This is a genomic window from Thioclava sp. DLFJ5-1 (assembly GCF_002020115.1).
Classification (GTDB): Bacteria; Pseudomonadota; Alphaproteobacteria; order Rhodobacterales; family Rhodobacteraceae; genus Thioclava; species Thioclava sediminum.
The window spans coordinates 555329-577469 of record NZ_MPZU01000001.1 but is presented as its reverse complement, the minus strand read 5'-3'; the positions used below and the strand labels follow the sequence as shown (position 1 = coordinate 577469).

Here is a 22141-nt window from a genome sequence, read left to right as displayed (position 1 = left end):
ACTTCGTTAATCCGTTTTCGCCCCGATCCTGACCGGCGGCGCGCGGGGGTAAACTCAAACCGCGCGCGCCATGCGAGCAGGCGAGGCGCTCACGGTTTCGTGATTAAGTTTTGGGCGGTGTGCTGCGAGAATGCAAGAAAATTAGGCGCGGCATCGGCGAGCGCTCAGAGCAAAATCTCGAGGGGCAGAAACCCGGTCGCGTCGACCGGTCCGGAAGACGCGCGCAGCCCCGCCTGTTCCAGTTCGCAGAGATAGGCCGCGGCGCCGGGACCCGTATGGTAGAGCGCACGCGCACCGGGCAGGGGAGAGAACCGCCAGATCGGTGGGGCGTCGAGATGCAGCGGCCCCACTTGTGCGTCGATCTCTTCGAGCAGCAGATCGCGCACCAGCACCGGCTCCGGATCGATTGGAACGGGACGGCCCCGCCGCTTGAAGCCGCCGCCGCCCGACAGGCGGAAATCATTGCTCACGACGATGAAGCGGTCGGTGTTGCTGATCCGGGCGCCCTCATGGCGCAGGTCGCGGATGCGCCCGGGCGCGGCGGGCCGCAGGCTGCCATCGGGGCGGAAACGCGGGGGCTGAGAGAGGTCGATCTCGTAGGTGATCCCCGAGATCACGTCGAAATGGTAGCTCGCGAAGGTGAGGTCGCAAAGCATCCGCAACTGCCCATCGGGATGCTGTTGGTTGTAGATCGAGGCCGCCTGTTCGAGCCAGTCGCGTAGCTCCGCGCCGTTCAACTCCACCGCGCCGACGGTATTGTTGAACAGGTAGATATCATCGACATGGCTCATCCGCAGCGGGCCGGGGGGGATGTCGATGAAATGGGCCGAGCCCGCCGCGCCGCCCGATTTGAAGCTCGACGCAGCGCCGAGGAGCGGCAGGTCCGCCTCGGGGCGACCGGCGAGCCGTTCGCGGGCGAAGCGCTGTTTCGCCGCGCTGATCAGCGCGAGCGTCCGGTCCGGCGCGATCTGTGTGAAGTAGCTGTGCAGCGGCTCCGCAGTGGTGCCGATGGGACGGCGGATGTGATCGAGCGTGCGGCGATGGGCACGATCGGAGGCGGCAAGCACCGCCGCACTGTCCGGCCCGGCCTCGTGCTGCGCCGGGCGCAGTTCCGCCCGATGCGCTGCGAGGCTCCAGCCGTCCTGCGTCTGTTCCAGCACGAGGTCGAGCACCCCGAGATGTGTTCCGCGCGCGCCCGCATTGAGCGCGGGCTTGCCGTGAAGCGTGCCGAGAACGGGGTCGATCCCCGCGAAGGCCGGTCGTGTGGCATCGGGAAAGCCGTGGTGGTCATGCCCGGCCAGCACGACGTCGACCCCGTCCAGCCGCGCGACCGCAAGCGCCGCCCGTTCGGCAGAGTTTTCGGGGTCTTGCGATGCCTCGTCCCCCGGCGGCAGCGGCGAAATCCCGGTATGGGCGAGGGCGATCACAAGATCGGCGCCCGAGGCGCGGATCAATTGCAGCTGGGCCTCCGTCGCCTCCAGAAGCGAAGAGGTCGAAAGCTCGGCCCCTGGCCGGGTCTCGAGCCAGGCGAGGCTGGGGGGCGGCAGCACGCCGATCACCGCGATGCGCAGGGTCCGCTCGATGCCGTGACTGTCGAGCAGGCGGCGTTCGAGCATTGCCCAGGGGCGGATCGGCGTGCCGATGGAGGCGCGCAGATTGGCGCAGAGGATCGGGAACCTAGCAGCTTCCAACGCTTGAACGAGCGGCCCGATCCCGAAATCGAACTCATGATTGCCAAGCGCCGCCGCGTCGTAGCCCAGAGCGTTCATCGCCGCGATCATCGGATTTTCGCCGTCGTGGCAGCCTGCGATCTTGCATGGCTCGCTCCAGAGCTGCGTCAACGGCGTGCCCTGAAGAAAATCGCCGCAATCGAACAGAAGGCAGTTCGGGGCTTCGCTGCGCGCTTGCGCGATTTCCGAGGCCAGCGCTGCCAAGCCTCTGCGCGGGGCAGGGCGGTCATTGAAGTAATCGTAGCCCCGAGCTTGACCATGCAAATCGGTCGTCTCAAGAAGCCTCAGCGCGAGCGTGACGCGCTGATCCGAAAACTGGCCGGGCCAATCCCGGTCAGACAGTTTTCCCATATGATCCCCTTGGCCCGAAATTGACCTTTTATCGTTGTAATGCCGCCATTTGGCGGTCGCGTGTCCCCATACGCAACCTAGAGTAGTGGCTCGTCCCTTGCCAAGTTTTAAATTGACGTGACGTACTCGCGAGGTAAGGCGGGTGGCGAATGTGGCCGATGCGCGTCACCTGATCGGCACTGGTCTCGGGTCGCCGGCTCGTGGCATGGGTAGGGCGTTCCGCAGGAGTTTTTCATGCCGCCCGATTCCCTCGCCGAGACCCAGCAACCGATTTCGCAGCCCGCCCGACTGTCTCAGGGGCGCGCGCTCGACCCCCGTGGGCTGGCCTTCGCCGAAGCGCCGGGCACGCTCGAGCGGGCGGCCCATCTGCGGGGCGATGCAGAGCGGCTCGCGGAGCTGCGCGCGGGCAAAACTGCGCGGGTGGTTGCGCTTTGGCGCGGGCGTCCGCTGTTCGGCCCCAAGGGGCTGCATCTTCTGCGCGCGGGCGAGACGGCGCTCGAGGCGATGCCGGGACCGGAGATATTCCTCGGGTGTCACGACGGGTGTGCGCTGTTTTCCCGCGATGTCTCTGCCTTCGAACCCGAGGGCGAACGACCCGACGGGGCTGCCTTCTTCGACGCCTCCGAGCAGCGCCATCCCGATCTGCCCGACGATATCGTCTTTGCCGAGCTGCGCGGCCGAATGGGGATTCTCAGCCCGGTTGAGGCGGAGATCGCCGCCACCGCGCGCGGGCTCGTCGAATGGCACCGGACGCATCGCTTCTGCTCCACCTGCGGCGCCGAGAGCGAAGCCGAACAGGCGGGCTGGCACCGGCGCTGCCCGGTCTGCGAGCGGCACCATTTCCCGCGCACCGATCCGGTGGTGATCATGTTGATCACCCATGGCAACCGGCTCTTGCTAGGGCGCGGCCCGCATTGGCCCGAGACGATGTATTCCTGCCTTGCGGGGTTCATGGAGCCGGGCGAGACGGTGGAGGCCGCCGTGCGCCGCGAGGTCTTCGAGGAAGGCGGCGTTGAAGTGGGCGAGGTCTCTCTCGTGGCCTCGCAACCCTGGCCGTTTCCGGCCTCGCTGATGCTGGGCTGTCGCGGGGTGGCGACGACCACCGAGATCACCATCGACCCGGTCGAGATCGCCGATGCGCGCTGGATCAGCCGTGAGCGGCTGCTGCAGGTGGTGGCGGGGCGCGATCCTGAGATATCTGCGCCACGCCAAGGCGCGATTGCCGGTTGGCTCATGCGCGAGTGGCTTGCAGATCGGCTGGAATGAGGCCAGTTTGCCCCGCACGGTGCGCCACTCCCCGGCCTCCGATCTGCCCTGAGGAACTCGCCTGATGAAATTGTCGACCCGCACCGATATATCCGCGCCCGCCGGTTTCGTCTTCGAGCGGCTCGCGGATTTCGGCAGCTTCGAGCGTGTGGCGATGCGGCGCGGGATCACGCTGAAACGGCTCGACACGCTGAGCGAACCCGGCGCAGGCATGTCCTGGGATATCGGCTTTCGCTTTCGCGGCAAGCAGCGCCAGATGATCACCGATGTGAAGCAATTCGAAGTGCCGGAGCTGATCGTCTATGAGGGCGTGTCGAACAGTTTCGAGGCGGTGATGGATTTCGATCTGACCGATCTGTCGAAGACGCGCACGCGGTTGTTGGTGGGGTTGGACCTGAGGCCGCGCAGCCTCGGCGCGCGGCTGATGATCCAGTCGGCCAAGCTCGGCAAGGGCAATCTGGAACGCCGCTTCAAGGAGCGGATCGACCAGTTCGCGCAGGATATCGAGCGTCAGCACGAGAAGTCCGCCTGACGCCCTGATCCTCAGCCGTCGCGTTCGGGGGCGGCCGGATAGACGCCCAGAATTTCCAGATAGCTGGTGAAGTAGTCGAGTTCTTCGAGCGCACGCGCCAGCGCCGGATCGTCCGGGTGGCCTTCGACATCGGCATAGAACTGCGTCGCGGTGAAATGCCCGCCGACCATGTAGCTTTCCAGCTTGGTCATGTTCACGCCATTGGTCGCGAAGCCGCCCATCGCCTTGTAGAGCGCGGCCGGGATGTTGCGCACCCGGAAGACGAAGGTGGTCATCATCTTCTCGCCGCGCGGGCGGGTGTCGGGCTCGGTGCCCATGATGAGAAAGCGCGTGGTGTTATGCGCGTGATCCTCGATATGGCGGGCGAGTATGTTGAGCCCGTAGGTCTCGGCGGCCATGTCGGAGGCCAGCACGCCGACGCTCCGGGTCTGCGCCTGCACGAGTTCGGCCGCGGCGCCCGCGCTGTCGGCGGCCGCCTCGCCACGGATGCCGTAGCGCGCAAGGAAGCTCGCCGCCTGCGGCAGAAGCACCAGATGCGCGCGGACCTTTTCCAGCTCCTCGATCTCGACGCCGGGCAGGGCCATCAGACTGATATGCACACGCACGAAGGCCTCATCGAGAATATGCAGCCCCGATTCCGGCAACAGGCGGTGAATGTCGGCCACCCGCCCGTAGGTGGAGTTCTCCACCGGCAGCATCGCGAGATCGGCATCGCCTTTCTTCACGGCGGCGATCACGTCCTCGAAGGTGCGGCAGGGGACCGGCTCGAGGTCCGGGCGCGCGTCGCGGCAAGCCTGATGCGAATAGGCGCCCAGCTCGCCCTGAAAGGCGATCCGTCCGGTTTTCGGCGATTGTCCTTGGCGGCTCATGTGCAATCCCCCGCACTGATCTTGTCTTGCGCCCTGCCTAGCCCGTGCTCGCGCGGAAGGGAAGGGCCGGGGCGCGGGAGGCTCACGCTGCGTCATTCATTATCCACCCTCTGAAAATCCGATCACATCTGGTAAAGTTCCCTTGATCTGAAAGGCCCTGTGCGGATAGATGCGCGGGACGACGACGCATATCAGGGACGAGACATGTTCAATACCATGACCTTTACCAAGGCGGCGGGCGCGTTTCTGGGCGCGTTGCTGTTCTTCCTGCTCACGGCCTGGGCCTCGAGCGCGCTCTATACCGTTGGCGAGAGCCACGACGCTTCGGGCGGCAGCGAGCACGAAATGAAGGACATGATGTCCGCAGCGCCCGGCGACCTGCTGGCGACTGAGGACGCAGGCGATGGCGCGGCTCAGGAAGAGCAAGTCGCACAGATCGAGCTTGGCACCGGCGACGCGGCCAAGGGCGAGAAGATCTTCGGCAAGTGCAAGGCCTGCCACTCGATGGAAGGCAAGAATGGCGTTGGCCCGCATCTCGATGGTGTGGTCGGTCGCGCAGTCGCCTCGGTCGGGGACTTCTCCTATTCGGACGCCCTCAAAAGCCACGGTGGCGAATGGACGCTCGAAGCGCTCAACTCGTGGCTGGAGAACCCGAAAGACTACATCCCGGGCAACAAGATGTCCTTTGCCGGTCTGAAGAAGCCCGAAGACCGCAACGACGTGATCGCCTATCTGCAAGAGAATTCGAACTGAGGCAAATCCCTCTCGAATCTTCTCAAGGCCGCCTCTTTGGGCGGCCTTTTGCATTTCCCGTCCTGCTTTACAGATTCGTAACTTGCTCCCTGCGCACTTAGGCTTTTAGCTAGGCAGACGCGAAAACGCTTTGGAGCAGGGAGCAGGTGTGCATGGCAAAAGCGCGAGTGGCGAGTAAAGCGATCGATACGGATTGGACGCAGGTGGCGCCGCGCGCGCTGAGCGGGCTGGTTGCAGCGGGTCTGATCTGGGCGGGACTGGCCTTCGGCGCACATGCACAAGACAGCACGCAAAGCGGCGATACGATCACCTCCTACGGGATCGCGACGCTCGGACATCTGAAATATCCGGCGGATTACACCCATCTCGACTACGTCAATCCGGACGCGCCGAAGGGCGGAGAAATCTCGGAATGGGCGCCGGGCGGGTTCGACAACTACAATCCCTATTCGATTCAGGGCCGGGCCGCCGCGCTGTCCTCGGTTCCGCTGGAATCGCTGATGGAGGGCACCGCCGATACGGTTGGGGAGCTGTATTGCCTGCTCTGCAAAAGCCTCGAATATCCGCCGAGCAAGGACTGGGTCGTCTTCACGCTGCGCGACGGGATCAAATTCTCCGACGGCACGCCGCTGACTGCGCAGGATGTGGTCTTCTCCTATGAGCAGCTGCGCGACAAAGGGCTGAGCTCCTTCCGCGCGGTGATCGCCCAGCAGGTCAAATCGGCCGAGGCGATCGACGACACGCACATCCGTTTCGAGTTCCAGCCCGATTACCCGCGCCGCGATATCATCCAGTCGGTGGCGTCGCTGCCGATCTTCTCCAAGGCGCAGTTCGAGAAGGAGAACATCGATCTGTCGGAGACCTCGCCGGTGCCCTTCATCGGCTCGGGCCCCTACGTGTTCGACAGCGTCAAAAGCAATCGCGCGATCACGTGGAAGCGCAACCCCGACTATTGGGGCAAGGACCTGCCGATCAACAAGGGGCGCTCGAATTTCGACAAGATCCGCGTCGAGTATTTCGGCGATTACCAATCGGCTTTCGAGGGCTTCAAATCCGGCACCTACACGTTCCGCAACGAGGCCAGTTCGATCATCTGGGCCACCGCCTACGACTTCCCGGCGATGCAGACGGGCGAGGTCGTTAAGGCGGAGCTGCACAACGGCAACATCGCCTCGGGGCAGGGCTTCGCGATCAACCTGCGCGAGCCGAAATTCGACGATCTCCGTGTGCGCGAGGCGCTCGATCTGGCGTTCAATTTCGAATGGTCGAACGACACTCTGTTCTACGGGCTCTATGACCGGGTCGAGAGCTTCTGGGAAAACTCCAAGCTGCAGGCGCAGGGCAAGCCCTCGGCGGAGGAGAAGAAAATCCTCGAGCCGCTCGCCAAGGACCTGCCCGACGGCATCCTGACCGACGATGCGGTGATCCAGCCGGTCTCGGGCAAGCGCCAGCTGGACCGCAAGAACATGCGCAAGGCGGCGAAGCTGCTGGAAGACGCGGGCTGGGTCGTCGGCGATGACGGCATGCGTCGCAACGCCGAGGGCGAGAAGCTGACCGTGGCGATCCTCAACGACAGCCAGACCTTCGACCGTGTCATCAACCCTTATGTGCAGAACCTGCGCGCGCTCGGCATCGACGCCAGAATGGATCGCGTGGATGACAGCGAATATGAGAACCGCCGTCGCAGCCACGACTTCGACATGATCACCACCCATCTGGGGCAGGACGAAATCCCCGGCTCGAACCTCCAGCAGTATTTCGGCTCGGGCTCAACCGATGATGTGTTCAACGCGATGGGGCTGAAGAATCCGGCCATCGACAAGATGATCCGCATGGTCGAAGAGGCGAATACCGAAGAAGAGCTGCTGCCGCGCGTCCATGCGCTGGATCGCAGCCTGCGCGCCCTGCGCTTCTGGGTGCCGCAATGGTTCAAGCCCACCTATACGGTCGCTTACTACGATATGTACGATCACCCGGAAAACTTGCCGCCCTACGCTCTGGGAGAGCTGGATTTCTGGTGGTATGACGCCGACAAGGCCAAGAAACTGAAAGCGAGCGGCGCACTCTGAGCGACCGCCGATAAACGAGCAGAGGGCCGGACATGGGCGCCTATATCCTGCGGCGATTGCTGATGGTGATCCCCACCTTGCTGGGAATCATGATCATCAACTTCACGCTGACGCAATTCGTCCCCGGCGGGCCGATCGAACAGGTCATCGCCCGTGTGCAGGGCGAGGCGGATTCGATGCGCAATATCTCGGGCGGTGGGGATGCGGGTACGCAGAACCAGGGCGGCGTCGAGGATAGCGGCTATCAGGGCGCGCGCGGCATCTCTCCGGAGCTGCTCAATCAGCTCGAGGTGCAGATGGGCTTCGCGCGGATCGTCTGCGATGACGGGTTCACCGGCACGCCCGATCTGGCGGACCCGGCCTGCCACAAGGAGAAGATCCCCGCCTGGCAGCGCTTCGCGATCATGATGAAGGGCTATCTGACCTTCGATTTCGGCAACAGTTTCTTCCGCAACGAGAGCGTCGTGAACCTCGTGATCGACAAGATGCCGGTTTCGATCACGCTGGGCCTGTGGTCGACGATCCTCGCCTATATCATCTCGATCCCGCTGGGCATCCGCAAAGCGGTGCGCGACGGCACGCCCTTCGACACATGGACCTCCGGCGCGATCATCGTGGGCTACGCGATCCCGGGCTTCCTGTTCGCGGTTATGCTGATGGTGCTGTTCGCCGGCGGCAGCTATTTCAAGATATTCCCGCTACGCGGCCTGACATCGGATAATTTCGACCAGCTGACGATGATCGGCAAGGCGCTCGATTACCTGTGGCACATCGCGCTGCCGGTGACGGCGACGACCATCGCGAGCTTCGCGACGATGACGCTGCTGACGAAGAACTCCTTCCTCGACGAGATCAACAAGCAATACGTGATGACCGCCCGCGCCAAGGGCCTGTCCGAGAAGAAGGTCCTCTACGGTCACGTCTTCCGCAACGCGATGCTGATCGTGATCGCGGGCTTCCCGGCGCAGTTCCTCGGCATCTTCTTCGGCGCGTCGATCATAGTGGAGACGATCTTCTCGCTCGACGGTCTGGGCTTGCTGGGCTTCCAGGCGGCGGTGGAGCGCGACTACCCTGTGATCTTCGGCACGCTCTACATGTTCGGGCTGATCTCGCTCGTCGTGAACATCATCTCCGACATGATGTATGTCTTCGTCGACCCGCGGATCGATTTCGAGAAGAGGTCCGGCTGATGGCATTGTCTCCTCTCAACCAACGCCGCTGGCGCAACTTCAAGGCCAATCGCCGCGCCTTCTGGTCCGCGATCATCTTCGCCGTGCTCTTCGTCCTCGCGATGTTCGCGGAGTTCATCGCGAACGACAAACCCATCGTGGTCAGCTACCGCGGCGAACTGTACTTCCCGATCTATAACTTCTACCCCGAGACCGCCTTCGGCGGCGATTTCCGCACCGAGGCGATCTATCGCGACCCGACCGTGCAATGCCTGATCGAGACCGGCGGCACCGAGGGCTGCTTCGACGCGGACGACCCGAAGGCCTTCGCGAACGAGGCGCTGCAGGCGGGCGAGGTCGATGGCGAAAAGATCGAGAAGGGTTGGCTCCTGTGGCCGCCGATCCCCTACAGCTACAACACGATCAACGATGTGGGCACCGCGCCCTCGGCCCCCGATGCCGATCACTGGCTGGGCACGGATGACACCGCGCGCGACGTGCTGGCGCGGGTGATCTACGGCTTCCGCACCTCGGTGCTGTTCGCGCTGATCGTGACCGGGATCGGCTCGATCATCGGGATCGCGGCAGGCGCCGTGCAGGGCTATTTCGGCGGCAAGGTGGACCTGTTCTTCCAGCGTATTCTGGAGATCTGGTCTTCCACGCCCGCGCTTTACGTCATCATCATCCTCTTCGCGATCCTGGGGCGAAGTTTCTGGCTGCTTGTCATGGTCTCGATCCTCTTCGGCTGGCCCGCGCTGGTCGGCGTCGTCCGGGCCGAGTTCCTGCGCGCGCGCAACTTCGAATATGTCCGCGCCGCCCGTGCGCTTGGCGTTTCGGACCGGGTGATCATGTTCCGCCACATCCTGCCCAATGCGATGGTGGCCACGCTGACCATGCTGCCCTTCGTGATCACCGGCGCGATCGGCGCGCTCGCCTCGCTCGATTATCTGGGCTACGGGCTGCCGTCGTCGGCGCCGTCGCTTGGGGAACTCGCGCTGCAGGGCAAGCAACACCTGCAAGCACCGTGGCTGGCCTTCTCGGCCTTCTTCACCTTCGCCATCATGCTCTCGCTTCTCGTCTTCGTCTTCGAGGGTATCCGTGACGCGTTCGATCCCAGAAAGGTGTTCCGATGAAACCGGTTCTCGAGGTCGAAAACCTGAAGGTCGCCTTTAGCTCCGAGGGCAAATTCACCCCCGCCGTGAAAGGCGTGAGCTTTACCGTAAATGCGGGCGAGACCGTGGCACTCGTGGGCGAGTCCGGCTCGGGCAAATCGGTGACCGCGCTATCGACCGTGGCGCTGGTCGGCGGCAATTCCAAGGTCGAGGGTTCGATCCGCTACGAGGGCCGCGAGATGGTCGGCGCGACCGAGCGCGAGCTGATGCAGGTGCGCGGCAACGATATCAGCTTCATCTTCCAGGAGCCTATGACCTCGCTGAACCCGCTGCACACGCTGGAAAAGCAGATCGGCGAAAGCCTCGCGCTGCACCAGGGCGTGACCGGCGAGCAGGCCAAGAAACGCATCATCGACCTGCTCGACAAGGTTGGCATCCAGAACCCGGCGGACCGGCTGCAGGACTATCCGCACCAGCTCTCGGGCGGGCAGCGCCAGCGCGTGATGATCGCGATGGCGCTCGCGAACGGGCCCGATCTGCTCATCGCGGACGAACCCACGACCGCGCTCGACGTGACGATTCAGGCGCAGATTCTCGAACTGCTGGCCGATCTGAAGCGCGACATGGGGATGAGCCTTCTGTTCATCAGCCACGACCTCGGCGTGGTGCGGCGCATCGCGGACCGGGTCTGCGTGATGCAGCATGGCGAGATCGTGGAGCAGGGGAAGACCGAAGACATCTTCGCCAATCCGCAGCACCCCTATACGAAGAAACTGCTGGAGGCCGAACCCACCGGCCGCGCCGAACCGGTCCCCGAGAATGCGCCCGAACTGGTGCGGACCGAGCATCTGAAAATCTGGTTCCCGATCCAGCGCGGTCTGCTGCGCAAGACCATCGGCCATGTGAAGGCGGTCAACGACGCCTCGCTGTCGGTCAGGGCAGGGGAGACGCTGGGCATCGTGGGAGAGTCCGGCTCGGGCAAGACCACGCTCGCGCTCGCGATCATGCGGCTCATCGCCTCCGAAGGGCCGATCATCTACGAGAACCAGGACATCTCCAGCTGGCAGGCGAATAAGCTGCGCGCGCTGCGTCGCGACATGCAGATCGTGTTCCAGGACCCGTTCGGCTCGCTCTCGCCGCGCATGACGGTGGAGCAGATCATCGGCGAGGGGCTGACTGTCCACGGCGTCGATCCGGGCCGCAACCGTCGCGAGATGGTGGCCGAGATCATGGAGGAGACCGGGCTCGATCCCGCGATGATGGAGCGCTACCCCCATGAATTTTCGGGTGGCCAGCGCCAGCGGATCGCCATCGCCCGCGCGATGATCCTGCGTCCCAAGGTCGTGGTGCTGGACGAGCCGACCTCCGCGCTCGACATGACGGTGCAGGTGCAGATCGTGGACCTGCTGCGCGACCTGCAGAAGCGCCACGGGCTCGCGTATCTGTTCATCAGCCACGACCTTCGGGTGGTGCGCGCGCTCAGCCACAAGATCATGGTGATGAAGCGCGGCGACGTGGTCGAGGCGGGCAACGCGGCGGAGGTCTTCGCCAATCCGCAGACCGCCTATACCCGCCAGTTGATGGTGGCCGCCTTGGGGGAGAGTTCGCTGACCCCCGAGATTGCATGAATATCCTCTTCGTTCACCAGAACTTCCCGGGCCAGTTCGTACATCTGGCACCGGCTCTGGCCGCGCGCGGGCATGACGTTCTGGCCCTGACGGTCGAGACGAACCAGCGCCCCTCGCCGGTGAAGGTGGTGAAATACCGTAAGCCCGAGCCGGTCGAGATGTCCTCGCGGCTCACGCGCCTCTACGCCGAAAGCGCGGCGCGCGGGGCAAAGGTCGCGCTCGCCGCCCGGCAGCTGCGCGACAAGCACGGCTATGTGCCGGATGTGATTTTCGGCCATTCCGGCTGGGGCGAGACGCTGTTTCTGCGCGAGGTCTGGCCCGAGGCGAAGCTGCTGGTCTATGCCGAGCTGATGTATCGCACGACCGGGATGGACACGGATTTCGACGCGGAGTTCCAGCGCCCCGGCCTCGAGACCCGGATCTCCACCACCGCGCGCTCGGCCCATCTGATCCAGTCGATGGTGCAGGCCGAGGCGGGGCTTGCCCCGACCGAGTTCCAAGCCGAGACCTTCCCGCCGGAGCTGCGCGCCAAGCTCACCATCTGCCATGACGGCGTCGATTGCGCGCGGCTCGCGCCGAACCCTCAGGCGCGCTTCACCGTGCCAGAGACCGCGCTCACCTTCCGTCCTGGCGACGAGGTGCTGACTTTCGTGAACCGCTCGCTCGAACCCTATCGCGGCTTCCATTCCTTTATGCGCGCGCTGCCCGATGTGCTCGCCGCGCGGCCCGAGGCACATGTGCTGATCGTGGGCGAGGAGGGGCAAAGCTATGGCGCTCCGCCGAAGGACGCCAAAAGCTGGAAGCAGAAATTCCTCGACGAGGTGCGCGACCGGCTGGACATGAGCCGCGTGCATTTTCTGGGCCGCATCCCTTACGGCGATTACGTCGACATGCTCCATGTCAGCCGCACCCATGCCTATCTGACCTATCCCTTCGTGCTCAGCTGGTCGCTGATGGAATCGATGGCCGCCGGCTGCGCCATCGTGGCCTCGGATACCGCGCCGGTGCGCGAGGTGATCACCGACGGGCAGACCGGGCGGCTGGTGGATTTCTTCGATATCCCCGGTTGGTCGAGGGCACTGACCGAAGGGCTGGCGACCCCGCAAAAATTCGCCCCGATGCGCGATGCGGCCCGCGCCCATATGTGCGAGCGTTACGACCTGCGCACCCATTGCCTGCCGCGCCTGATCGCCTTCGTCGAGGGCGCGATCGCCACACCCTGATACGCGCCCGTCCGCGAGACGGACTCGACTCCGCGTCCTGCGAGACTTAAAAAGAACAAAGCACGAACAGATGACTCGAACCCTAGGCTCAGCGACATGCTCGACGGGCGCACACGGCGTATTCTCACCCTCTGGTTTCCCCGGCTGGCGAACGACCGGGTTCTTCGGGCACAACCGATTGAAGGGCCCTTCGCGCTGGTCCTGCGTGAGGGCAATACCGACCGGCTGCACTGCCTGAACGCCGCCGCCGAGGGGCAGGGGCTCGCGCGCGGCATGGCGCTGTCCGAGGCCCGCGCCTTCTGCCCCGCGCTGCAGACCGCGCCCGCCGATCCTGCCCGCGAGGCGCAATTCCTCGAAACCCTGCGCCGCTGGGCCACGCGCTACTGCCCTTGGGTGGGGCTGGAGGACGAGGGTCTGGTGCTCGACATCACCGGCTCGGATCACCTCTGGGGCGGAGAAGAGCCGATGATGGCCGAGATGACCGCCCGGCTGGAACGTGCCCGGATCACCGCGCGGCTGGGCCTCGCCGATACGCGCGGCGCGGCTTGGGCGCTGGCGCATTTCGCCCCCGGCCGGGCCGCGCCGGGCGCGCGGCTCTCGGCACTGGGCAAGCTTCCCGTCGCCGCGCTGCGCCTGCCGCATGACACGGTCACGGGGCTGCAGCGGCTGGGCCTGCGCGAGATCGGCGATCTGACCCGCACACCGCGCGCGCCGCTCGTGCGTCGCTTCGGGGCGGGGCTGATGGCACGGCTCGATCAGGCCTTGGGCGATCTGCCCGAACAGGTCTCGCCCGTGGCCGATCCGCCCCATTACGGCACTCGCCTGACCCTGCCCGAACCGATCGGCCAGCAGGACGACGTGATGGCGGGGATCGAGCGGCTGCTCGACCGGCTCTGCGCCAAGCTCAAGGAAAACGAGACCGGCGCGCGGGTGCTCTGCCTCACCCTGCGCCGCGTCGATCAGGCCAGTCAGGAGGTCGAGCTGCGCCTTGCCACTCCGCTCCGTGACCCCGCCCGGATCGCGGCCCTCTTCGCGCGCGGCATCGAGGATATCGACGCGGGCTTCGGCATCGACCAGATGCGCCTCGCCGCCACGCAGGTCGAGGCGCTCCCCGCCCGTCAGGTCGGCGCCATCGCCACCGAGCGGCGCGATAAGCTGGGCGATCTCATTACCCGGATCGGGCTGCGCATCGGGCTGGAGAACGTCCAGCGCTACCTGCCCGCCGACAGCCATATCCCCGAGCGCAGCTTCCTGATCGCGCCCGCCGCCTTCACCGAGCCCGAGGGCAACTGGCACCAGCCGCATCCCCGCCCGCTGCGGCTGTTCCCGCCCGAGCCGCTGATCGCGGATGCGCCCGATCCGCCGCGCCGCTTCCGCTGGCGACGGCAATCGCTCAGCGCGGAACGTATCGAGGGGCCGGAGCGGCTGACCCCGGAATGGTGGTTCGACGATCCGAACTGGCGGCGCGGGATGCGCGACTATTGGCGCGTCGAGACCGGGCAGGGGCTGCGGTTCTGGATGTTCCACACGCCACAGGATCCCGGCTGGTATGTCGAGGGGATCTTCGCATGATCGCCCCCTTCCTCTTGGCACAAATATCCCGGGGGGCGCCCGACGGGCGCGGGGGCAGCGCCCCCTCGGCGGTCGTGACCACCGCCAACACCCCCGCCATTCCGCTCGCCTATGCGGAGCTTTGCACCACCTCCAATTTCACCTTTCTCACCGGGGCGTCGCACCCCGAGGAGCTGATGGTGCGCGCCGCCGAGCTGGGCCTCGAGGCCATCGCGATCACCGACCGCAATTCGCTCGCGGGCGTGGTCCGGGCGTTTTCGGCGCTCAAGGAACTCAAGCGCGAGATCGGCGAGGCGCTGCGCATCCGTTCGGAACTGCAGCGCGACGAAAGCTCTCGCCAGCCCATCGGCTCGCCGCAGGATCTGGCCCGACCCACAACCGCGAAACTGCCGAAACTGATCGTCGGTGCGCGGCTGGTGCTGACCGATTGCCCGGTCGAATGGGTGGCGCTGCCCACCGACCGCGCGGCCTATCACCGGCTGAGCCAGCTTCTGACCCGCGGCAAGCGCCGGGCGGGGAAGGGGGAGTGTCACCTGACCCGCGCGGACCTGCTGGAGGGTTGCGCGGGGATGATCCTGATCGCCCTGCCGCCTGCCGATCTGGCCCGTGCCTATCGCCCGCTGCAGGAGATGCGGCGGCGCTTTCCGGGGCAGGTCTTCCTTGGCGCGCCGCCGCGCTATGATGGCTCGGATCAGCGCTGGTTCGACGCCTGCGCGGCGCTCGCGCTGAGGGCCTCGACGCCGATGGTCGCGACCGGCGACGTGCTGATGCATCGCGGGTCGCGCCGGCAACTGGCCGATGTGTTGACCTGTCTGCGTGAGGGCTGCACCATCGACGCGCTTGGCACCCGCGCGCTGCCCAATGCGGAACGCCGCCTGAAAGGGGCCGAGGACATGGCGCGGCTCTATCGCCGCCACCCCGCCGCCCTGCGTCGCAGCTGCGAGATCGCGGCGCGCTGCGGCTTCGATCTCGACGAACTCAGCTACGAATATCCCGATGAGGTCGCGCAGAACGAATCCGCGCAGGACCGGCTCGACCGGCTTGCCCGCGAGGGGCTGGCCCGGCGCTCTCCGGGGGGCATCTCGGAACGTCATGCGGGGTTGCTGGAGAAGGAACTGCGCCTTGTCTCCGAGCTGGGCTTCGCCGCCTATTTCCTCACCGTCCATGACATCGTGGGCTTCGCTCGCAGCCGCGGCATCCTGTGTCAGGGGCGCGGCTCGGCGGCCAATTCGATCATCTGCTGGGCGCTTGGCATCACCGATGTCAGCCCCGACCAGATCGGCATGGTCTTCGAGCGGTTCATCTCGAAATATCGCGGCGAGCCGCCCGATATCGACGTCGATTTCGAGCATGAGCGCCGCGAAGAAGTCATCCAGTGGATCTACGAGCGCTACGGCCGCGACCGCGCGGGCCTTTGCGCGACCGTGATCCATTTCCGCACCCGCGCCGCGATCCGCGAAGTGGGCAAGGTGATGGGGCTGAGCGCCGATGTCACGGCAAGCCTCGCGGGCCAGATCTGGGGGATCTCCGGCAAGGGGCCGGATCACGCGCGGATGGGCGAGCTGGGCCTCGACCCCACCGATCGGCGGCTGTCGCAGACGCTGAAACTGATCGGCGAGATCATCGGATTTCCGCGCCATCTCAGCCAGCATGTCGGCGGCTTCGTCATCACGAAAGGCCGCCTCGACGCGCTTTGTCCGATCGAGAATGCCGCGATGGAGGGGCGCACCTGCATTGAATGGGACAAGGACGATATCGACACGCTGGGCATCCTGAAGGTCGATGTTCTCAGCCTCGGGATGCTCACCTGCATCCGCAAATCATTCGACCTTCTGGCGGGTCACGAGTCGCTCGAGATGTCGCTCGCCACCGTCCCGCAGGAGGATGCGCCGACCTATGACATGCTGTGTCGCGCCGATGCGGTGGGGGTGTTTCAGGTGGAAAGCCGGGCGCAGATGAACTTCCTGCCGCGGATGCGCCCGCGCACCTTCTATGACCTCGTGATCGAGGTCGCCATCGTTCGTCCCGGCCCCATTCAGGGCGGCATGGTCCACCCCTATATCAACCGCCGTCAGGGCCGCGAAAAGGTCGATTTTCCCTCCAAGGAACTGGAAGGCGTGCTGGGAAAAACCCTCGGCGTGCCGCTGTTCCAAGAACAGGCGATGCAGATCGCGGTGGTGGCTGCAGGCTTCACGCCGGAGGAGGCCGACCGCCTGCGCCGCTCGCTCGCGACCTTCCGCAAGATGGGTACGATCGGCACTTTCCGCGACCGCTTTGTCGAAGGCATGCTGGCGCGCGGCTACACGCCCGATTTCGCCGATCGCTGCTTTTCCCAGATCGAGGGCTTCGGCGAATACGGCTTCCCCGAAAGCCATGCGGCCGCCTTTGCGCATCTCACCTATGTCTCCTCCTGGCTGAAGTGCCACCACCCCGCGATCTTCGCCTGCGCGCTCCTGAATTCGCAGCCGATGGGGTTTTATGCGCCCGCCCAGATCGTGCGCGATGTGCGGGAACACGGGGTCGAAGTGCGGCCTGTTTGCGTGAACCATTCGGGCTGGGACAGCTCGCTGGAACGCCGCGCGGACGGAGCCTTGGCGCTGCGTCTGGGCTTTCGCCAGATCAAGGGATTTCGCGAGGAGGACGCAGGCTGGATCGTCGCCGCACGGGGCAATGGCTACCCCGATCCCGAGAGCCTCTGGCTGCGTGCGGGCACGCCGCCGCATGTGCTCGAACGGCTCGCCGAGGCCGATGGATTTACCGGAATCGGCCTCACGCGGCGCGATGCGCTCTGGGCCGTGAAGGCGATCCGCGCGCCCGCGCCGCTGCCGCTTTTTGCCGATCCGATGGACGGGGAAGGGGGGCGCGAACCGGCCGTGGAGCTGCCCGCGATGCATCTGGGAGAGGAGGTCGTGGAGGATTACGTGGCGCTGCGCCTGTCGCTGCGCGCCCATCCGATGGAGCTGCTGCGCCCCTCGATTTCCGGTCTCACGCCACATTGCGAACTGGTCGGCACGCGGCAAAATCGGGTCACCGTTTGCGGCCTCGTGATCACCCGACAGCGCCCCGGAACGGCCTCCGGGGTGATCTTCATCACCCTCGAAGACGAGACCGGTGTGAGCAATGTCGTGGTCTGGCCGAAGCTCTATGAGCGGTTCCGCCGGGCGGTGATGGGCGGGCGGTTGCTGCGGGTCTCGGGGCGGCTCGAACGGGAGGGGGTGGTGGTCCATCTGATCGCCGAAAAGATCGAGGATCTGTCCCCGCGACTGGCCGATCTGGGACACCCGCTCGACGACGTTCTGGGCCTCACCACACCCCAGGCGGACGACGCTCCACGTCCCCGTCCGCAGACCACCGCGCGCCATCCGCGCGAGCAGGCGAAACGGCTTTTTCCGAGCCGAGATTTCCATTGACTGGAGAAGAGCTCAGCGCTGGAAGCAGCTTGCTTTCTTGCCGAAACCGGCGGGCGAGCAAATCCATTTGCCCTTGCCGATGAACCGGGTCTGCACGACGCGCGGCGTGGCTTGCGCTTTGCTGGTGCGACCGGCGAGCCAGTCAAATTTTGCGCCGCCCTGACCGGCGGTGCTTTTGGCGGAAACACGGATTGGTTTGAGGTCCAGCATGCCGGCTTGTTGCGCATGGGCGCTGCTCAGCGGGGCTGCAAAGATCAGGCCGGCCACGACAAGGCGGGCCGCTTTCACGGATAAAAACGTCATCGGAACTGTAATCCTGTCTGCTCACGTTGCGGTCTGACCCCTCCCGTCTGCGCGGAAGAGGGCCGATTGCGTCCTCGTGCCAGCAGGATTGGTCGATCTCAGCCTACGGGTCAAGTTGGTAGGTGACGTGGCGGGAAGCAGGCGGATTTGTGGCGAAATGCAAAGAGGCTGCGCGAGAGAAATTCCCGCGCAGCTTCAATGTCTTGTCTAGCAGTGGTGTTGTAGGCGAAAAATCGCCACTACCTATGGTGGCTCAGGTCAGAACTTGGTTCTTGATTCGCCAATCCGGCGCGCCGAAGCCTTCGGGCCACGGGTAAACCTCGCGCTGGTTGAAGTAACTGACACCGACGAGGCTCGGATAGTCGGGCAATTCCTGACGCACCCGGTCGCGCCACATCGAGACATAGGACTGGTTTCCGACATAGCCGAGCTCGGCCACCGCAACCGGTTTGCCATAGGTTGCAGCCCGCGCGTAGCGGGGCGCGAAGATGTCGTCGAAGGTCTGATCGCGCCCGAACTTGGCCTGATCCCAGGCTTGCAGCCCGAAGACCGTGAGGCCCACGATGTCGGCGTAGTCGTCACCCGGGTAATAGTCGCCCATGTTCTCGTCGCCCAACGGGGACCACATCAAATTGATCTTCGGCGCCCGGTCGCGGGCGACGTCGGTCATCCGGCGATAGGCCGCGATGTAGTCGTCGGGGTTCCAGTCCGACCAGATGAACTGGCCGGATTTATCGTCCATCTCATGAGCGAAGCGCAGCGTGACCGGGCTTTGCAGCGTCGCCAGCACATCGGCTACCGCGATCATGTTGGCGTCGTATTCGCCCCGCTCGATGCCGCGGCGCAGATATTGCGCCGTGTTGCGCTCCGAGCGCGACCATGTCCAGGGCTCCAGCGTCACCAGAAGCGCGCGGTTGCGTTCGAGCGCGTAGCTGTCGGCATCATTCAGCGAGGGAAGGAAAACGTCCTCCCAGGGCAGGAACAAGTGCTCGATCACCACGCCCGAAAGATCCGCAAAGTCACCATCGGGATCATAGACCCCGAACGGCAAGGAGCCGGGCGGCACGCTGACATCCGCAGCGAACGCCGGCCGCGCCGATACTGTCAGTCCCAACGCCGCGGCACCGGCCATCATCTCGCGACGGGTCATCAAATCATTAGCCATGTCAGTCTCCTCCTTTTCAGTGCGAAGCCCCGTCACTTCCAGCTCGGTTTGACGTGGAACTTCGCTTGTCCCGGAGCGCCCATGCCGGCCCCCGAGACGATGTATTCGACCTTTGCGAGCTGAACCGATTTCAGCCCGATCATGAGCGCGTAGACGCTTTCGCCGCCGCGGAGCCAAAGGGCTCCGAAACTGAGCGAGACGATGACGCTCAGCGTGCCCATCTGAACCGCCATATCGCGCGGCCAGCCGCGCCAATCGATCTGAACGCAGCGCGCGCGCGCGCCGAAGATCACACTCAGCAAGACGAAATAGAACGCGGCGTTGAACATGGAGAGGAGGTAAAACCCGCGCGCCTCGATGACGTCGTCGATCAAGAGCACTGGCAGCAAGGCCCCCAGGGCCAGCCCGCCGTAAACTGCGATGATCCGCTCCGGCAGCATCGTCGAGGCGGCTTCGCCTTTCGGCGTGATCCGGAAATCGACGAACTTGCCCGAGAGCCGGTCATAGACGGCCATGACGCATCCCCAGAGCACCCAAGGCCATTGCATCATCACGAAGAGTGCTTTCTCCCACGCGATGATCTTGGCGTCGCGCGGACGGAAGAATTGATCGCGCCGCAGCATGAAGGCGAAGATCAGCGTCACCGTGCCCGCGGGCAGCACATGTCCGATAAAGGCGGGATAGGTCACGTCTGCAAAGCGCATGTCGAAGCTGATGGCGATGAGCGGGGCGACATACATCATCGACATCGAGAGCGCGAAGAAGACATACCAGCTTTGGCAGAGCACGAAGAGGAACTTCAGCCGCCACGGCATCTTGCCGACATAGTCCGGCATGTAGCGGAGAAGGAGGCTCAGCAGCGAGCGCGACCACTGGAACTCCTGCGTGATCAGGTCGGTTACAGTCGCCGGGCCATCGCCGATCGCAATCGCATCTATCGCGTGAACGCCGCGCCAGCCCGCCGCGTTCATCAGGAGCGTGGTCGAGTGATCTTCCGCGAGTTCGGGACCTAGACCGCCAGCTTCCTTCAGCGCGGAGGTGCGCACAGCGTAATGAGAGCCGATGCACATCGGCGCGAATACTGCAGTGTAGCCCGCTTGAAAAACTCCGTGGAAGGCTGCTTCGAAATAGAGCCTCGTGCGCGCGGCCCAGCTTTCCTTGGCATTGGACGCACAGATCGACGGCGCACTGACATACCCCACCGCCTCATCGGCGAAGGGGCGCAACATTTCGCGCAGGTATCCCGGTTGCGGGACGTGATCGGCGTCCAGCTGGCTTACGATGTCATAATCGCGATAGCCCCAGTGGTCGTAGAAATAGGCGAGGTTGCCTTCCTTGCAGCGGGTCCGCCGCGGCCATTCCTGCCGGTGGTAGTCCGCGATGCCGTGGCGGCTGGAGATCTTCACCCCGTGAATCTTGCACCATGCGCGCGTCTCGGGCGAGGGCGCTTCGTCGGCGAGCCACGTGTCATGCGGATAGTCCTGCGCGAGCATCGCCTCCAATGTCCGACGAACGACCGAAAAGGGTTCGGATGGAGTTTTCGTTGTGATCATCGCGACGCGCCACCGACCCGGCTCCGGAAGGGGCGACGAGGGGCGGACCGCCTGCAGGAAGATCACGAAGAAGTAGATCTGCATTGCCAGAAGCCAGATCAGCACGCCCGTGAGTATCAGGTAAGGAACCGTCGCAAGGATATGCGACGGTGTCAGCCACCAGCTCCAGAAATAGACCGTCGCGAGCATCCACAGCGCAAACAGCACCCGATAGCGCAGTGCCTGCCTCGGTGTGAGGATGGGCGCGAGGTGTCCGGCCTCGATCGCAGCGCGTATGTCGGGGCGCTGGATCATTCGGCGGCCGTTGCGGTTATCGGGGCGGTTGCGGTTTCAACGCCCGCTATCTCCGCCCGGAAATAGGCGATGGTCGGCACGAGACCGCTGCGCAGCGCGATCTCCGGACGCCAGCCCAGCCGGGTCTCGGCGCGGGTGATGTCGGGACAGCGCTGCATCGGATCGTCGAGCGGCAGATCCGAGACGACGAGCGGCGCGCGGCTTTCGCACATGTCGCGCACGATATGGGCCAGCTCGGCGACGGTATATTCGCCCGGATTGCCCAGATTCACCGGATCGTGCCCAACCGTCTCGCTTTCCATCAGCGCGACCAGCCCGCTGATCAGATCATCGACATAGCACAGCGAGCGCGTCTGCGTGCCACCACCGTAGAGTTGGAGCGGCGCGCCACGGATCGCCCGCGTGACGAAATTCGAGATCACGCGTCCATCCTCGGGGTCCATACGGGGCCCGTAGGTGTTGAAAATCCGCGCGATGCGGGTGTCGATGCCGCGAATGGCCTGAAGGTCGTGGAACAGCGTCTCCGCCGCGCGTTTGCCTTCGTCGTAGCAGGCGCGGGGCCCGGTGGTGTTCACCCGGCCGCGATAGTCTTCGCGCTGGGGCGAGATGTCCGGGTCGCCATAGACCTCGGAGGTCGAGGCTTGCAGGATGCGTGCGCCGGTCCGCTCGGCCAGGCTGAGAAGGTTCATCGACCCCGCGACGCAGGTCTGGAACGTGTGCAGCGGATCCAGCTGATATTTCGGCGGCGAGGCCGCGCAGGCGAGATTGTAGATCCGGTCGATCTCGCCATGCATCTGCAGCGGCGCGATGACGTCATGCCTGAGGAAGGTGAAATCGGGATGTCCCATGAGATGGGCGATGTTCTTTGTCCGCCCGGTCAGCAGGTTGTCGATGCAGATCACCGAGTGACCGGCCTCGATCAGCCGGTCGCACAGATGCGACCCCAGAAACCCGGCCCCTCCGGCAACCAGACAGCGCAACTGCCCTTTATGCCGGCGCGGCGGCGCCCAAGAGATATCTTGCGTCTCGAAACGTGGCAGATGCGTCATGTTCTCCCCCCACAGAAGAACGGCAACGACTGCCCAGTCCGGTTTGAGGTCAACTTAATCGCTCTGGGCCGGACCAGGCCCGTCGATCCCGAT

At 64.8% G+C, this 22141-nt stretch carries 16 protein-coding genes; 10 read left to right on the top strand and 6 right to left on the bottom strand.

Annotated features, from left to right (window positions below; genetic code table 11):
* Window positions 1–164 precede the first annotated feature (164 nt).
* Window positions 165–2081, bottom strand: a complete 1917-nt coding sequence (locus BMI86_RS02785; RefSeq protein WP_078539656.1) for a 5'-nucleotidase C-terminal domain-containing protein — start codon at window positions 2079–2081, stop codon at window positions 165–167.
* 234 nt (window positions 2082–2315) lie between these two features.
* Between BMI86_RS02785 and nudC the strand changes: the two genes are divergently transcribed.
* Both nudC and BMI86_RS02775 read left to right on the top strand, forming a co-directional pair.
* The gene (nudC, locus tag BMI86_RS02780; protein ID WP_078539655.1) at window positions 2316–3347 is read left to right on the top strand and encodes an NAD(+) diphosphatase; all 1032 of its coding nucleotides are present in this window, start codon (window positions 2316–2318) and stop codon (window positions 3345–3347) included.
* A gap of 64 nt (window positions 3348–3411) precedes the next feature.
* Entirely contained in the window at window positions 3412–3879 is a 468-nt protein-coding gene (locus BMI86_RS02775) for an SRPBCC family protein (RefSeq protein WP_078539654.1), read from the top strand.
* Between the two features lie 11 nt (window positions 3880–3890).
* Here BMI86_RS02775 and BMI86_RS02770 read toward each other — a convergent pair whose 3' ends face one another.
* Complete coding sequence (locus BMI86_RS02770) at window positions 3891–4748, bottom strand: prephenate dehydratase (RefSeq protein WP_078539653.1); 858 nt, start codon at window positions 4746–4748, stop codon at window positions 3891–3893.
* Window positions 4749–4952: 204 nt separating this feature from the next.
* Here BMI86_RS02770 and BMI86_RS02765 point away from each other — a divergent pair, with 204 nt between their 5' ends.
* The 8 genes from BMI86_RS02765 to BMI86_RS02730 all read left to right on the top strand — a co-directional run bounded on the left by BMI86_RS02765 (window position 4953) and on the right by BMI86_RS02730 (window position 17684).
* Window positions 4953–5501: a cytochrome c family protein gene (locus BMI86_RS02765; protein WP_078539652.1), complete on the top strand. Its 549-nt coding sequence runs from the start codon at window positions 4953–4955 to the stop codon at window positions 5499–5501.
* 152 nt (window positions 5502–5653) lie between these two features.
* Window positions 5654–7570, top strand: coding sequence for an extracellular solute-binding protein (locus BMI86_RS02760; protein WP_078539651.1), 1917 nt, complete (start codon window positions 5654–5656; stop codon window positions 7568–7570).
* Window positions 7571–7602: 32 nt separating this feature from the next.
* Window positions 7603–8760 carry an ABC transporter permease subunit gene (locus BMI86_RS02755; protein ID WP_078539650.1) on the top strand — a complete coding sequence of 386 codons (1158 nt, stop codon included), beginning with the start codon at window positions 7603–7605 and terminating at the stop codon, window positions 8758–8760.
* Window positions 8760–9872 carry an ABC transporter permease gene (locus tag BMI86_RS02750; RefSeq protein ID WP_078519574.1) on the top strand — a complete coding sequence of 371 codons (1113 nt, stop codon included), beginning with the start codon at window positions 8760–8762 and terminating at the stop codon, window positions 9870–9872. Before BMI86_RS02755 ends, BMI86_RS02750 begins: the two co-directional genes overlap by 1 nt.
* Window positions 9869–11479 (top strand): ABC transporter ATP-binding protein, encoded by a 1611-nt coding sequence (locus BMI86_RS02745; RefSeq protein ID WP_078539649.1) that lies wholly within the window; start codon window positions 9869–9871, stop codon window positions 11477–11479. Before BMI86_RS02750 ends, BMI86_RS02745 begins: the two co-directional genes overlap by 4 nt.
* On the top strand, window positions 11476–12702 hold the full coding sequence (locus BMI86_RS02740; protein ID WP_078539648.1) for a glycosyltransferase: 1227 nt from the start codon (window positions 11476–11478) through the stop codon (window positions 12700–12702). Before BMI86_RS02745 ends, BMI86_RS02740 begins: the two co-directional genes overlap by 4 nt.
* A 96-nt stretch (window positions 12703–12798) precedes the next feature.
* Window positions 12799–14274 carry a DNA polymerase Y family protein gene (locus BMI86_RS02735; RefSeq protein ID WP_078539647.1) on the top strand — a complete coding sequence of 492 codons (1476 nt, stop codon included), beginning with the start codon at window positions 12799–12801 and terminating at the stop codon, window positions 14272–14274.
* Window positions 14271–17684, top strand: a complete 3414-nt coding sequence (locus BMI86_RS02730) for an error-prone DNA polymerase (protein ID WP_078539646.1) — start codon at window positions 14271–14273, stop codon at window positions 17682–17684. Before BMI86_RS02735 ends, BMI86_RS02730 begins: the two co-directional genes overlap by 4 nt.
* Before the next feature lie 12 nt (window positions 17685–17696).
* Here BMI86_RS02730 and BMI86_RS02725 read toward each other — a convergent pair whose 3' ends face one another.
* The 4 genes from BMI86_RS02725 to BMI86_RS02710 all read right to left on the bottom strand — a co-directional run bounded on the left by BMI86_RS02725 (window position 17697) and on the right by BMI86_RS02710 (window position 22048).
* Complete coding sequence (locus BMI86_RS02725) at window positions 17697–17951, bottom strand: hypothetical protein (protein ID WP_146683994.1); 255 nt, start codon at window positions 17949–17951, stop codon at window positions 17697–17699.
* A 289-nt stretch (window positions 17952–18240) separates the two neighbouring features.
* Complete coding sequence (locus BMI86_RS02720) at window positions 18241–19152, bottom strand: glycosyl hydrolase (protein WP_108722301.1); 912 nt, start codon at window positions 19150–19152, stop codon at window positions 18241–18243.
* Window positions 19153–19184: 32 nt separating this feature from the next.
* A complete protein-coding gene (locus BMI86_RS02715) occupies window positions 19185–20894 on the bottom strand; it encodes a glycosyltransferase (protein ID WP_246831658.1) in 1710 nt (569 codons plus the stop codon).
* A 101-nt stretch (window positions 20895–20995) separates the two neighbouring features.
* Window positions 20996–22048, bottom strand: coding sequence for a UDP-glucuronic acid decarboxylase family protein (locus BMI86_RS02710; protein ID WP_078539644.1), 1053 nt, complete (start codon window positions 22046–22048; stop codon window positions 20996–20998).
* Between the last annotated feature and the right edge of the window lie 93 nt (window positions 22049–22141).